14 protein-coding genes are annotated in these 12,781 nt (G+C 68.3%); 7 read left to right on the plus strand and 7 right to left on the minus strand.

Going from position 1 to position 12,781, the window contains the following annotated elements; genetic code table 11:
- Positions 1-3: 3 nt before the first annotated feature.
- Positions 4-426 carry a limonene-1,2-epoxide hydrolase family protein gene (locus tag GVY39_RS22180; RefSeq protein WP_159927613.1) on the minus strand — a complete coding sequence of 141 codons (423 nt, stop codon included), beginning with the start codon at positions 424-426 and terminating at the stop codon, positions 4-6.
- A 23-nt stretch (positions 427-449) separates the two neighbouring features.
- Positions 450-1,166 (minus strand): TetR/AcrR family transcriptional regulator, encoded by a 717-nt coding sequence (locus GVY39_RS22185; protein ID WP_159927615.1) that lies wholly within the window; start codon positions 1,164-1,166, stop codon positions 450-452.
- 114 nt (positions 1,167-1,280) lie between these two features.
- Here GVY39_RS22185 and GVY39_RS22190 point away from each other — a divergent pair, with 114 nt between their 5' ends.
- From GVY39_RS22190 to GVY39_RS22210, 5 genes are all read left to right on the plus strand, one after another.
- Positions 1,281-2,477, plus strand: coding sequence for an FAD-dependent monooxygenase (locus GVY39_RS22190; protein ID WP_159927617.1), 1,197 nt, complete (start codon positions 1,281-1,283; stop codon positions 2,475-2,477).
- Between the two features lie 202 nt (positions 2,478-2,679).
- Positions 2,680-3,066, plus strand: coding sequence for a hypothetical protein (locus GVY39_RS22195; protein WP_159927619.1), 387 nt, complete (start codon positions 2,680-2,682; stop codon positions 3,064-3,066).
- Positions 3,067-3,119: 53 nt separating this feature from the next.
- A complete protein-coding gene (locus tag GVY39_RS22200; protein WP_159927711.1) occupies positions 3,120-3,653 on the plus strand; it encodes a DUF3558 domain-containing protein in 534 nt (177 codons plus the stop codon).
- An 18-nt stretch (positions 3,654-3,671) separates the two neighbouring features.
- On the plus strand, positions 3,672-4,859 hold the full coding sequence (locus tag GVY39_RS22205; protein ID WP_159927621.1) for a hypothetical protein: 1,188 nt from the start codon (positions 3,672-3,674) through the stop codon (positions 4,857-4,859).
- Positions 4,856-5,596, plus strand: a complete 741-nt coding sequence (locus GVY39_RS22210; RefSeq protein ID WP_159927623.1) for an ESX secretion-associated protein EspG — start codon at positions 4,856-4,858, stop codon at positions 5,594-5,596. Before GVY39_RS22205 ends, GVY39_RS22210 begins: the two co-directional genes overlap by 4 nt.
- Before the next feature lie 96 nt (positions 5,597-5,692).
- On the opposite strand, the gene glyA is transcribed toward GVY39_RS22210, so the two are convergent.
- Together glyA and GVY39_RS22220 are read right to left on the minus strand one after the other, a co-directional pair.
- Positions 5,693-6,988, minus strand: coding sequence for a serine hydroxymethyltransferase (gene glyA / locus GVY39_RS22215; protein ID WP_159927625.1), 1,296 nt, complete (start codon positions 6,986-6,988; stop codon positions 5,693-5,695).
- A gap of 122 nt (positions 6,989-7,110) precedes the next feature.
- Entirely contained in the window at positions 7,111-7,689 is a 579-nt protein-coding gene (locus GVY39_RS22220) for a TetR/AcrR family transcriptional regulator (protein WP_159927627.1), read from the minus strand.
- A gap of 93 nt (positions 7,690-7,782) precedes the next feature.
- Between GVY39_RS22220 and GVY39_RS22225 the strand changes: the two genes are divergently transcribed.
- On the plus strand, positions 7,783-8,241 hold the full coding sequence (locus tag GVY39_RS22225; protein WP_370523812.1) for a PaaI family thioesterase: 459 nt from the start codon (positions 7,783-7,785) through the stop codon (positions 8,239-8,241).
- Between the two features lie 502 nt (positions 8,242-8,743).
- Here the strand turns inward: GVY39_RS22225 and GVY39_RS22230 are convergent.
- A complete protein-coding gene (locus GVY39_RS22230) occupies positions 8,744-9,943 on the minus strand; it encodes a DUF885 domain-containing protein (protein ID WP_159927629.1) in 1,200 nt (399 codons plus the stop codon).
- Between the two features lie 181 nt (positions 9,944-10,124).
- On the opposite strand from GVY39_RS22230, the gene coaA reads away from it, so the two are divergent.
- Positions 10,125-11,057 (plus strand): type I pantothenate kinase, encoded by a 933-nt coding sequence (coaA, locus tag GVY39_RS22235; RefSeq protein WP_159927631.1) that lies wholly within the window; start codon positions 10,125-10,127, stop codon positions 11,055-11,057.
- A gap of 6 nt (positions 11,058-11,063) precedes the next feature.
- Here coaA and GVY39_RS22240 read toward each other — a convergent pair whose 3' ends face one another.
- Complete coding sequence (locus tag GVY39_RS22240) at positions 11,064-11,672, minus strand: hypothetical protein (RefSeq protein WP_236565593.1); 609 nt, start codon at positions 11,670-11,672, stop codon at positions 11,064-11,066.
- 60 nt (positions 11,673-11,732) lie between these two features.
- Positions 11,733-12,512 carry an isoprenyl transferase gene (locus GVY39_RS22245; protein WP_159927633.1) on the minus strand — a complete coding sequence of 260 codons (780 nt, stop codon included), beginning with the start codon at positions 12,510-12,512 and terminating at the stop codon, positions 11,733-11,735.
- Positions 12,513-12,781 lie beyond the last annotated feature (269 nt).

Below are 12,781 nucleotides of genomic sequence, written 5' to 3' on the forward strand. Positions count from 1 at the left end.
GGGTCAGCCGCGGGTCAGTGCGGCGCGCCAGAGGCCGGCGGCCGTGCCGCGCAGGAAGTTCTCCCAGCTGAAGTGGTCGTGCCACAGGATGATTCGGCCGTCGCGCAGTTCGAACGTGCCCGTCACCCAGAAGCCGACGCGCACCGGCCCGAAGCGCAGGTAGTCGGTGCGGTCGGTAAGCACGATGTCGCCGTCGGCGGCGATGTGGTGCAGGTCCACCCCGAAGCCGAGCCAGTCACGGCGCAGGCCGCGCAGCACGCCACCCACCCGGCGGACGCCCGTGACATCGGGCAGCGAGGTGTTCTTCCAGACGATGTCCGGGTGCAGCAGGTCGATCGCCTCCTCGGCGGCGCCCAGCTCCAGCGCGGCGAAGAACTCCCGCACGGTGGTGATCGAGTCCTGTTTCAGGTCGAGTTCGTCGCTCATGGTCCGAGCGTAGGCCGCGCCGGTCACCGGCGGCTCGCGATGAGCACGGCCAGTCCGTCGAGAATTCGCCCGATGCCGAATCGCAGCGCGCCCTCCCCGCCCGCGACCACGCCCTGCTCGGCGAACGCGGCGGCGGCGGCCGGGTAACGATCGGCCGCGGCGGCCATCATCTCGGCGAACTGTCCTGCGATCTGTTTCTCGAACGCGTCGGCGTCCATCACTCGCTGCTGCTGCGCGAGGCTGCGGGCGTGGCCGATGAGCAGGACGATGGTGTCCAGGCGTTCCGCGGTGGTGAGCCCGGTTCCGGCGAGCGCGGCGAGCGCGGATTCCATCCAGGCCATTTCGTTCGGGCCGACCGGCCGCGCGCCCACCGACACCTCCAGCGACCAGGGGTGGGCACGGAGACGTTCGTAGATCGTCTCGCACCACTCGCCGAGCAGGTCGCGCCACGCGTCCTGCGGCGCCTCCGCGCCCGCGCTCATCTCCGGGGGCGCGCCGAGCGCCGTGTCCAGCATCAGCGCGACCAGTTCGGCCTTGCCCGGCACGTAGCGGTACAGCGACATCTTCGTGAAGCCCAGACGCTCGGCCAGCCGCTGCATGGACAGGCTCGCCAGCCCTTCGGCGTCGGCCAGCGCGATGGCCTCCCCGACGATCCGCTCCAGCGACAGCGCGGGTTTCGGACCGCGCTTAGGGCGCTGACCGGTCCCCCAGAGCAGTTCGAGTGCGGTTGGTGTCGGCATGCCCGAGATCCTTCCGGAAAAACGTCTTGCCGCGTAACTGTGTCTACCATACGCTAATCTGCGTCCATCGGATACAGTTTCCGATGGACGCAGATTTCGGGACAGGAGACCCCCATGCGCAACACCACCGTTCTCGTCTCCGGCGCGAGCATGGCCGGACCGTCGCTGGCCTACTGGCTGTACCGTTACGGCTTCGCGGTCACGGTGGTCGAGCGCGCCCCGGCGCTGCGGCCCGGCGGTCAGGCCGTCGATTTCAAGGGCAGTACACACCGCACCGTGCTGACGCGGATGGGCATCCTCGACGACGTCGAGCGGCGCAGGACCGGCACCACCGACATGGTCTTCGTCGACGAGCAGGGCTCACGACTGGCGGTCCTGTCGGGAGACTTCACCGGCGGCGACGTCGAGATCCTGCGCGGAGACCTCTCCGAGATCATCTACCGCCGCACCGCCGACCGCTGCGAATACCTGTTCGGCGATTCGATCACCGCCCTCACCGAGACCGCCACCGGCGTGCACGTCGAATTCGAGCGCGCGCCCGCCCGCACCTTCGACCTCGTCTTCGGCGCCGACGGCATCCATTCGCGGGTACGCAGGCTGGCTTTCGGGCCCGAGCGGGACTTCGTGAAACACCTGGGCTACTACTACGCCGTCGCGGGTGCGAGCCCGTGGAGCGGCGAGGCGACAGGCCCTCGCGAACGGGCGGTCGCCCACGCCCACAACGCTCCCGGACGACTCGCGATCAGCGGCGGCCCGAAGGCACAGCAGATGTACATGTTCGCCTCCCCCGTGCTCGACTACGCCAGGGACGACAGCGCGGCCCAGCGACGTATCCTCGCGCGGACCTACGCCGGGATCGGGTGGGAAGTGCCGCGGATGCTCGCCGACATGACCGAATTCGATGATGTCTACCTGGATTCGCTCGGTCAGGTCCGCATGGCCGACGGTTACACCAAGGGGCGGGTCGCCTTGGTCGGCGACTCCGCGTACGGGAACACGCTCGGCGGATTCGGCACCGGACTCGCCGTGGTCGGCGCGTACGTCATCGCGGGGGAATTGGCCTGCGCCGACGGCGATCACACCGTGGCCTTCGCCCGCTACGACGAGATCATGAAGCGCTACGCGAAGATCGCGGGCAACAGCAATGCCGGTCGTTTCCTGGCGCCGAAGACCGCGCGTGGCATCAGGATGCGGAACCGGTTCCTCGGTTCCCGGCTGTTCACGCTGATGATGAAATACGGTGACAACGCAGCGAACGACATCGATTTGAAGGACTACCCCGCCCTGCTCGGGGCGGCGGGCGCGCGCTGACCGTCCGTCAGCAGCCTTGACAGGGAATCGGATTCGTCGCACCCACGCGCGTTTCGGCACAACAGCCCAGCTCGCGACGGTTATGCCGGCGGCGACGAGTGGCGCGACGGGGCGCACCCGCGAGGTCGGCTGTGTTTCGATGGAACCGGAGCGAGATGTGGCGCGTCTATAAGGTCAGACGGCACTGACGGAAGGGGCGACGATGGCGGACAGCCCGTTTCCCGGGCACATCGAGGCTGCGAAGACCGGGGCATTGCAGGTGCGGATGGACCCGCAGGGGTTCGTGGAGATCGACCAGGCGTGCCAGGAGTTGATCGACCAGCTCACCGGCGCCCGCGCGGACGCTCGCGATCTCGGCGAGAAGACGCAGTGGGGGTTGGGCGAGGACAATCCACGCCTTTCGTCGGCGGTAGAACTGGTCCGGTTGTTCCGGGAGAAAGCCTTCGGCGGCCCGAACAACGCCTACGACACGTTGAGCGACTACATCACCGTCGCCGAGGAAATACGAGCCATGTTCAAGGCCATCAGCGACACCTACCAGCGCACCGACGCCGAGTTCGCGGCCAAGATGCGGGAACTCCGCGTATGACCGGCAGTGCGCACGTAAGCGGTTGGCTGAAAGCGAGTCTCGTAGCCGTCGCGATGCTGGCGGTACTGGTCACCGGATGCGGTGCCGAGACTGCACCGACACGATCCGCGACAGCTACGGCACGACCGGATGCCACCGGCTCCGGACCGAACTCGGCTGCGGGACCAGCGACGACATTCGATCCCTGTAATGCCCTCACAGCACAGTTTTTGGCCGAACACCAGTGGGACGCGCTGCCACCCGCACCGAAGCAGAACAGCACGGGCGGAATCAGTTGGAAGGGCTGCCGGTATGTCGCGCGCGCTGGATACAGCTTCACGATCCAGACGACCAACGGGACGCTCGATCAGGTGAAAGAGAAATTCCCTGCGGCCACGGGTATCCCGGTCGGCAGTCGGGATGCGCTGCGGTACGAAGCTCGTCCCGACGTTCCGGGTGGCTGCACGGTCAATGTGGAGTTGTACAACGGCTCGCTGTACATCCTCGTCGATGATCCGAGCGGCAAGCACCCACGCAAACTATCGCCGTGTGACAACGCCACCGATATCGCCCGAGCAGTCGCACCGCTGCTGCCCGCGGGCAGCTGAACACCGGGGGAAGCGAGCATGAGACAGACCGACGGCCGCGCGATCACCGATCCGGAGAACGCGCAGAGTTTCTCGCACGCGGAGATCAAGCAGGCGGCCGACACGATGAATCCGGCCGCGCTCGACAGTGCGTTCGCCGCGTGGTGGGCCATCGCCGCGGCGGTCACGAACGCGGGGCAGCAGTTCGAGAACGCGATCAAGAAGGCGGTGGAACACCACTGGGAGGGCGCGGCTGCCGACAGTGCGGTCCGCGGCATGCGGGAGTACGCGGCGCGGGTCGGTGAATTCGGCGAGGCGTTGAGCGCGCAGAGTGTGCCGCTGTCGTCGGCGGCGGACGCGGCGGCCAAGTTCAAGGTGTCGGTGCCCGATCTGGTGGATTCGTCGGGTGGCCCGGCCGATCCGGAACAACGCAACACGCGGGAAGAGCAGGCCCGCGACGAGATGAACACCCAGTACATCCAGCCGTACGGGGCCACGGCGCCCGCCATCCCCACGCTGCCGCCTCCGGTCAGCCCCGCCGCCACCACACCGACGGATGTCGAGACCGGCACCGGCACGGCGGTGGGCACGAACGTCGGTTCGCAGCCGGTGGGCGACACCCGGCCCACCGACACGTCCTCCTCCGGCGGCGAGCCCGCTTCCGCGGACACCCCCTCCCCCAGCGGCGTGGAGGAGGACGGCGTGCCCGACGATCGGACGGCGTCGACGGAGGCCACTCCGGAAACGACGACGGCGCAGGCTGTCTCGCAGTCCCAGGACGCGACCACCACCACTCCGGCATCCACCACGAGGACGCCGACATCGACCCCGGTCGCGCCGTTCGCGTCCACCACGCCGCTGCCGACCGCACCCGCCGCCGTCACGGCGACGTCGTTCGATGGCAGGCCGAACGGCACACCGACCAGGCCCGGCATGCCCGGTGCGGCCGGAACTCCGAGCGCCGCGGGCAGTGAAGCGGGATCGGGCACGTCACGGCCCGCCCAACCCACCGCCCCGGCGGCGGCGAACGCGCCCTCCACCACGCCGGGACGCCCTGGCACGCCGGGCGCCCCGGGCTATTCGGGGATGATCCCGCCGGGGCTGCGCGGTAGGCGCACGGACGACGACGAGCACAAGTCGCCGAAGTATCTGCGCACCGAAGAGCACGCGAAAGAGTTGCTCGGCGAGGTGAAACCGACCGTGCCGCCCGCGCTGGGGGAGAAATGACGGCGCAGTGGTCACTGTCGGCCGAGCAGTTCGCCGCGGCATGGTTCGGGACCGGCCTCGACCGGATGCCCTTCCCGTTCCGGTTCACCAGCCGGTTCCCCGGCCTGCGCGAGTACCAGGCGTATCAGCGGCAGTTCCGTGCCGAGCTGGGACGTAACGAACGGCTGCCGCTGCGCAGCGCGATCACCACGCTGGCCGGCCCCGACTGGCGTATCGAACTGTTCGGCTACGACAACACGCGCGAAGGCGTCGAACTGCGCGCCGTCGCCTGCGGCACGCGCACCGGCTCGGGTGTGCTCGCCGTGCAATCGCCTGCGCCGGACGGCGGGCGGATCAAGTTGCGCCGCTGCCGAATCGACCAGCTCGCCACCGAACTGGTGCGACTGCTGCCGGACACCCCGGCCGGAACGGTCGGTGAGAAGAGCTTCCTGCTCGATGATCTCAACGACGATCGCCCCGACTTGTTCGGCAACGCGCCCGCCAGCCAGGCCAAAGAACGCTATCGGCGTTTCTGGCGGCAGAAGTGCACCACCCGCGGTACCGCTGCCGTGCTGCTCGGTCCGCGCAACGCCGAACCGATGCGCACCGGCCGCCTACGCTGGATCGATACGCCCGACGGCCGTTACTGCGAGGTGCCCGCCAACCGCGCTCTGATGATCCGCCCCGGTACCAGCGCCGATATCGCTCGCTACTTGGACGAATCGATCGTGCGGGCCAAAGCGCGCATGGACCGGTAGTTCCGGATCGCCGCGTCTGCTCGTAGGTTGAGGCAATTGCGGTTCCTGCTTCGCACCTTCGACGAGCAGCTCGGAGGCGCGAAGCAGGTCGCGTGGTCAGCCGAGCAGACGCCAGTCCTCCAGGCCGTCGTACAGCGGAATGTCCCTGGCCAGCTTGCTCACCCGGGCGCGCAGCGAGTCCAGGTCGGCGTTACCGGCCAACGCGCCGGCGATGATGTCGGCGACCTCGGTGAATTCGGTGTCGCCGAAGCCGCGGGTGGCCAGGGCGGCGGTACCGATGCGCAGGCCGGAGGTGACCATCGGGGGACGCGGGTCGAACGGGACGGCGTTGCGGTTGACCGTGATGCCGATCTCGTGCAGCAGGTCCTCGCCCTGCTGGCCGTCGAGTTCGGAGTTGCGCAGGTCGACCAGCACCAAGTGCACGTCGGTGCCGCCGGTGAGCACACTGACGCCCTTGTCCTTGACGTCGGCGGCGGTGAGCCGCTCGGCCAGGATCTTCGCGCCGGACAGGGTGCGCTCCTGGCGGTTCTTGAACTCCTCGCCCGCGGCGATCTTGAAGGCGACGGCCTTGGCGGCGATGGCGTGCATGAGCGGCCCGCCCTGCTGGCCGGGGAAGACCGCGCTGTTCAGCTTCTTGGCGTACTCCTGCTTGGCCAGGATCAGGCCGGAGCGCGGACCGCCGAGAGTCTTGTGCACGGTCGAGGACACCACGTCGGCGTACGGCACCGGCGAGGGGTGCAGACCGGCGGCGACCAGACCGGCGAAGTGGGCCATGTCCACCCACAGGTAGGCGCCGACCTCGTCGGCGATCGAGCGGAAGGCCGCGAAGTCCTGATGGCGCGGGTAGGCCGACCAGCCCGCCACGATCACCTTCGGACGCGCCTGCAAGGCGATCTCGCGCACCTCGTCCATGTCGACGCGGTGGTCTTCCTTGCTCACGCCGTAGGAGTGCACTTCGTAGAGCTTGCCGGAGAAGTTCAGGCGCATGCCGTGGGTGAGGTGACCGCCGTGCGCGAGGTCGAGGCCGAGCAGCTTGTCGCCCGGGTTCATCAACGACATCAGCACCGCGGCGTTCGCCTGCGCGCCGGAATGCGGCTGCACGTTGGCGAACTCCGCGCCGAACAGCTCCTTGGCACGGTCGCGCGCCAAGGTCTCCACCACGTCGACGTGCTCGCAGCCGCCGTAGTAGCGCCGCCCCGGGTAGCCCTCGGCGTATTTGTTGGTGAGCACGCTGCCCTGCGCCTGCAGCACCGCGCGCGGCACGAAGTTCTCGGAGGCGATCATCTCGAGCGTGTCGCGTTCGCGGGCGAGCTCGCCTGCCATCGCGGCAGCGAGCTCCGGATCGAGCTCACCGAGAGACTGGGAATTGACAGAGGCGGTCGTCTGCGTCACGGCCTCAGTCTATGGGCCGGGAGGCCCGCCCTCGAGCAGGGGGTTCATCCCGCTCGGTCACCATGGGCGCTTCGTGCCGCCCGTCGTGACGCGCGACACGCCCGCGAGGCACGGTCGGACGCTCAGCGGGACGCGCCGTCCTCGGGGAGGTAGCTCTCCAACAGCACCGTGAGATGTCGCTGCGCGTCTTCCAGGGGCCGAGTGGACTTCATGGCGCGCGCCTGGACGATGGCGCCCTCCATCGCGCTCAACGCGAAGCTGCCGAACGAGCGCGCTTCCTCGGCCGACATCCCCGCGGCGACGAGCGCCGCGCCGAGCCGGTCGTGCCAGGCGCCGAAGACCTCGCCCGCGGCGGCCTGCACCCGGGGCTCGGACTCGGCCAGCGCCGCCCCGAGGACCGGGCACCCGGCGCGATAGCCGGTCTTCTCCAGCGCGGTGACCCACCAGCCGAGCAGCGCATCGAACCAGCCCCGGGGCGGCGCGGCGGTGACCTTGTCGATCACCTCACCGATCCGGGCGCCCGCCACCCGGGTGGCGGTCTCGACCAACTCGCTCTTGCCCGCCGGGAAGTGCTGGTAGAGCGAGTTGCGCGAAACGTTCCCGCGTTCGAGCAGAGTGGCCAGTCCGGCGGCGTGCACGCCCTGCTCCCGCACCAGTTCGATGGTGCTTTCGATCAGCCTGGTGCGCGGCCCTGCGGTCATGCGAGCTCCTTGCCCACGGTTGCGTGAACCGATCGGTCCATGCTCCAATCATCTCAGATGTGGACCGATCGGTTCATCGAAAGGATGGGATTGATGTCCGAAGCCACGGTCGACCTGGCTCAGCTGTCCGGTCTCGAACTGCTGCGCACCGCCATGACCAGGGCGGATCGCCCGCCCTTCATCGGGGACCTGCTCGGCATGGAGGTCGATGAACTCGAGCACGGCAAGGTGGTTTTCGCGCTGCGCACCCGGCCCGACTTCGCCAACCCGCTCGGCACCACGCACGGCGGCATCTGCGCCACCTTGCTCGACTCGGTGATGGGCTGCGCGGTGCACACCACGCTGGAGCCGGGCGTCGGGTACACGACGCTGGAGCTGAAGATCAACTACATCCGGGCGGTGCCCACCGATGGGCAACGCCTCACCGCCACCGGCACCACGATCCACGTCGGGCGCACCACCGCGACCGCCGAGGGACGGGTGGTCGACGAGAAGGGCCGGTTGGTCGCGCACGCCACCACCACGTGCGTCATCTTCCGCGCGCAGCAGTGAATTGAGGAAGTACTGTCGCCGCCGACCCACACGTGCGGCCGCGGCAGGGCAGCCCTTGGCGCACCGGGGCGGCCGCGTTCGTGCCCGAGGACGACGCGATGGCCCGCTCGCGCACCTTCGCGACAGGGCGCGTTGCCGCCACTGTCACCGAACGAATGAAAAAGCCACAGGGAGCGACCCGATCACGGTGTCCTTCACCTTCGCGGACCTGAGCCCGCGCACGAGGCCCGACCGCGCCCTCCGGAAGTGCGTCCGGACGGCGTGACCCTGATTCATGGGGCTCTACAAGCGGTAACGAGAAGTGGCCCGCCGACCGGTTTCCCTGGTGACAGTTCACGATCACCTGACGAAGGAACGAACATGGTCGGCTTGGTCTCGGTACCCAACTCCCCGGTCGAGGCGCTGCTGCGCACCCTCTCACTGCTGCTGTGCAGCATCTCCGCGGGCGGGCAGGGGTGCGCGGTGATCCAGTAGGGCGTGCCGCACCCGGCTGCCGTCGCGCTCACGCCGCGGCGCGCACCGCGCCCGGCGTCAGCGGCTCGTCGAGCAGCCTGCGGAATCGATCCGCCCGATCGTCGGCGTCGGCCGCGCGATCGAGCCATCCGCCCAGCAGTCGATACCCCTCGACATAGGTCGAGATGTACGCCCGCCACAGCGGCGAGGACAGGAATCGCAGCGACTGGCGCGCCCGCTCCGGCGTCGTGAGGCTCCAGGTCTGCAAGAACTCCGCCACCTCGTCGTGGGTGCGCCCTCGGTCGTGCAGCAGCAGCGCGGCGTCCTGCCGCACGCCCAGCAACTTGGCCGAGGCGTTCGAAAGCCGTTCGGCTCGTTCGCCGTCGAAGCGCAATCCGAGATCCGCGTAGATCTCCTGCGCCCACTTGCCCCATCCCGGCCCGACGATCGAACGCAGCGCCAGATCGGCGAGCCCCTCGGCCATCAGGCACTGCGGCGTGTTCACCAGGAACAGCGTCTGCTCGGCCTGCCCGGCGGCGACCAGCCCGGCCTCCTTACGGCAGTGCTCGGTGTGATGGCCCGGATAGGACTCGTGCGCGATCAGCTGCGGCAGGTGCGCCATGTGCTGCTTCAGGTCGGAGTTGATCGCGACCCTGGAGTGGTAGTTGCCCAGGTAATAGTTGAAGCCGGACCAGGGCTTGTCCCCGACGACCTCATAGGTGACGTGTTCGTGGTCGGGCAGCGGGTAGCGGGCGCGCACCAGCTCGCGCAGCGCGCTGGAGAACGCCTCCACGCAGACCGGCAGGCGCTCCGGCGGGATCTCGTCGGCCTTGCGATGCGCGGCCATCCGTTCGGCCAGCGGACCGTCCCCGGCGAGCACCTCGTCCATCTGCCGGTGCGCGTCGCGGTAGTCGTCCACGTCGCCGGGCGCGATGTCGACGTCGAAATAGGCGCGGACCTCCTCGACGAAGCCGATGTCGTCTCCGGCGAACTTCCGTCCGGAACACTCCAGTGCTCGCAGGTGCACGTCGAGGAATTCCGCGCGCTGCGACGCCAACCCGGCCTCCGGCACCGCGGCGCGCAACTCCGCGGCCCGACGAGCCAGCTCACGCGGCTGCGGCGCGGGCGCGTTCTCCACTTCCCGGCGCAGGGCCGGATCGCCGGTGTAGGCGTCGACGAACCCCTCCTCCAGCCGATCGAAGGCGAGGCCGAGCCGCAGGTATTCGGTCACGAGCGGATGCGCTTCCATGCCAGCCGACATTAGCGGCTCACACCTGCGTCATCGAGTCGGTTACCGACCGGTACCGGCACCCCGGTCATCCCACGATGTTGACGCGGAGCAGAATTCGGCTATGCGGCGACAGCTAGACCGAATCTCACCGGATCCGCACGGTAACTGTGCGTGTTTGCCGAAACGGAGTGTCGGGTAAGTGGCACGAATGAGCGAGCCGAGTCCATACGTGGAATTCGACCGGAAACAGTGGCGAACCCTGCGTAAGTCGACTCCTTTGGTGCTCACCGAGGAAGAACTGATCGGGCTGCGCGGCCTCGGGGAACAGATCGATCTCGAGGAAGTCGCGGAGGTCTATCTTCCGCTCGCTCGTCTCATCCATCTGCAAGTCGCCGCGCGCCAGCGACTGTTCGCCGCGACCGCTACCTTTCTCGGCGAAACCCACCCCGACCAGCAGGTACCATTCGTGATCGGCGTCGCGGGCAGCGTCGCGGTCGGCAAGTCCACCACCGCGCGCGTACTCCAGGCGCTGCTGGCCCGCTGGGATCACCACCCTCGGGTCGACCTCGTCACCACCGACGGATTTCTCTATCCCACCGCGGAACTCACCCGGCGCGGCATCATGCACCGCAAGGGTTTCCCGGAGAGTTACGACCGCCGCAAGCTGCTGCGATTCGTCACCGAGGTGAAATCCGGTTCGGCCGAAGTCTGCGCCCCGGTGTATTCGCACATCTCCTACGACATCGTGCCGGGCAAGCTGCATTGCGTGCGCCAGCCCGACATTCTGATCGTGGAGGGCTTGAACGTGCTGCAGACCGGTCCACGGCTGATGGTGTCGGACCTGTTCGACTTCTCGATCTATGTCGACGCGCGCATCGAGGACATCGAGAAGTGGTACGTACAACGGTTTCTCACGCTGCGCAACACCGCCTTCGCCGATCCGAACGCGCATTTCCACCACTACTCCCGATTCACCGACGAGCAGGCGACCGCCACCGCGCAGGAGATCTGGAACAACACCAACCGCCCGAATCTGGTGGAGAACATTCTGCCCACCCGGCCGCGGGCGACCCTGGTGCTTCGCAAGGACGCCGATCACACCATCAACCGGTTGCGGCTGCGGAAATTGTGATTCCGCTTACAATTTCCACGCCTCATCGAGCCGCCGGGCCACATCGATATCACGAACCGCGGCTATGTGCGGTTTACGGATTTCGGTGGAGATATAGCGGGCGACGAAACGCCTGATCTCGTGATCGACGCCGGCGAGGGTGCGCAGCAGCTGCGCGCGCTTGGTGGCGGCGGCGACATCGACGCGCACGTCACCCGGCAGCGGCTCGGCGATATCGATCACCACGCGCAGGGGCGCGGCCGTACGCACCGTCAGGTGCAGGTGCACGGTTCCCTCGACGTGGAATCGGTGCCGGTCGAGCGCCAGGTCCAACAGCAGGTCGATGTCCAGCGGGATGATCATCTCGAAACTGATCGTCTCGTCGTCGTGGCGGCGCAGCCGTGCCTGGCCGAGGTGGACCCGGGCGGTCACCTTGGCCAGCCGGGCCGGGCCGACCCCGATCGGCCCCAGATCGAAGGCGGTGCCGGTCAACTGGTCGAACGCGCCGGCGATGCGCTCCTCGGAGGCGGCGTACTCCAGGAAGCGCCTACCGAACTCCGCATAGCTGATCGAGTCGCCCGGCCCGTGCTGCACGGCTCCGGCGGCTCCGGCGGTCCGGTGGTCGAAGGAGCTCATGAGACCGCACGGTACGCGAGAAGGGCGACCGTTTAGCCCGATTCACCCTCCAAGATCGAATCAGACGCCGAAACGGCGATGGCGCGCGGCATAGTCGCGCAGCGCCCGCAGGAAATCCACCCGACGGAACTCCGGCCAGTACGCCTCGGTGAACCAGATCTCCGAGTATGCGCTCTGCCACAGCAGGAACCCGGACAGCCGCTGCTCGCCGGAGGTGCGAATAACCAGGTCGGGGTCCGGCTGACCGGAGGTGTAGAGGTGCTGGCCGATCGCGTTCACCGTGATCGACTGGACCAGGTCCTCGCCCGTTTCGCCCGCGGCGATCTCTTGGCGGACCAGCGAGCGCACCGCGTCGGTGATCTCCTGTCTGCCGCCGTAGCCGACCGCGACGTTGACGTGCACACCGTTGCGGCCGTCGGTGCGCTCGGCCGCGGTGCGCAGCCGCTTGGCGATCAACTCGGGGAAGCCCTCGAGCGAGCCGACGATGCGCACACTCCAGTCCTGTTCCGGCGCCGACAGCTCCTCGACCACGTCGGTGATCACCTCGAACAGCGTCTCCAGTTCGTCCGGATCGCGCTGCAGGTTCTCGGTGGACAGCAGGTAGACGGTCACCATCTCGATGCCCGCGGCCGCGCACCAGCCGACCAGCTCGGCGATCTTCAGCGCGCCGACCCGATGGCCGTGGCTGACATCGGTGAAACCGTTCTCCCGGGCCCACCGGCGATTGCCGTCACACATCACCGCGACGTGCCGGGGATGCTCTTTGCCGGCCAGCTGCCTGGACAGCCGGGCCTCGTAGATGCGATACGGCAGACCCCGCACCTGACTCGGAAGTTCCACGCGGGCAACCCTACGCCTCGGCGACACGATTCCGGCATCGACCGCGATACGCCGGTACAGTGGCCATAAGCTCGCAAGTTACGGTTGCGTAGGTTACTGGCAGGTTCAGTTGGTGGCCGCCTCGTCGTCACCCGGCCTGGCGCGGGGCCACGCACCGAGGTCGTCCGAGTCGCACCCATCAGGAGGTACTCGTGTCCGAATCCGTCGGCGCCGCCGACACGGCACCGGTCACACCGGCCCCAGGTTCCGCAGGCGAAGCGCTCGCCGAG

The organism is Nocardia sp. CY15, assembly GCF_009829295.1.
Classification (GTDB): domain Bacteria; phylum Actinomycetota; class Actinomycetes; order Mycobacteriales; family Mycobacteriaceae; genus Nocardia; species Nocardia sputi.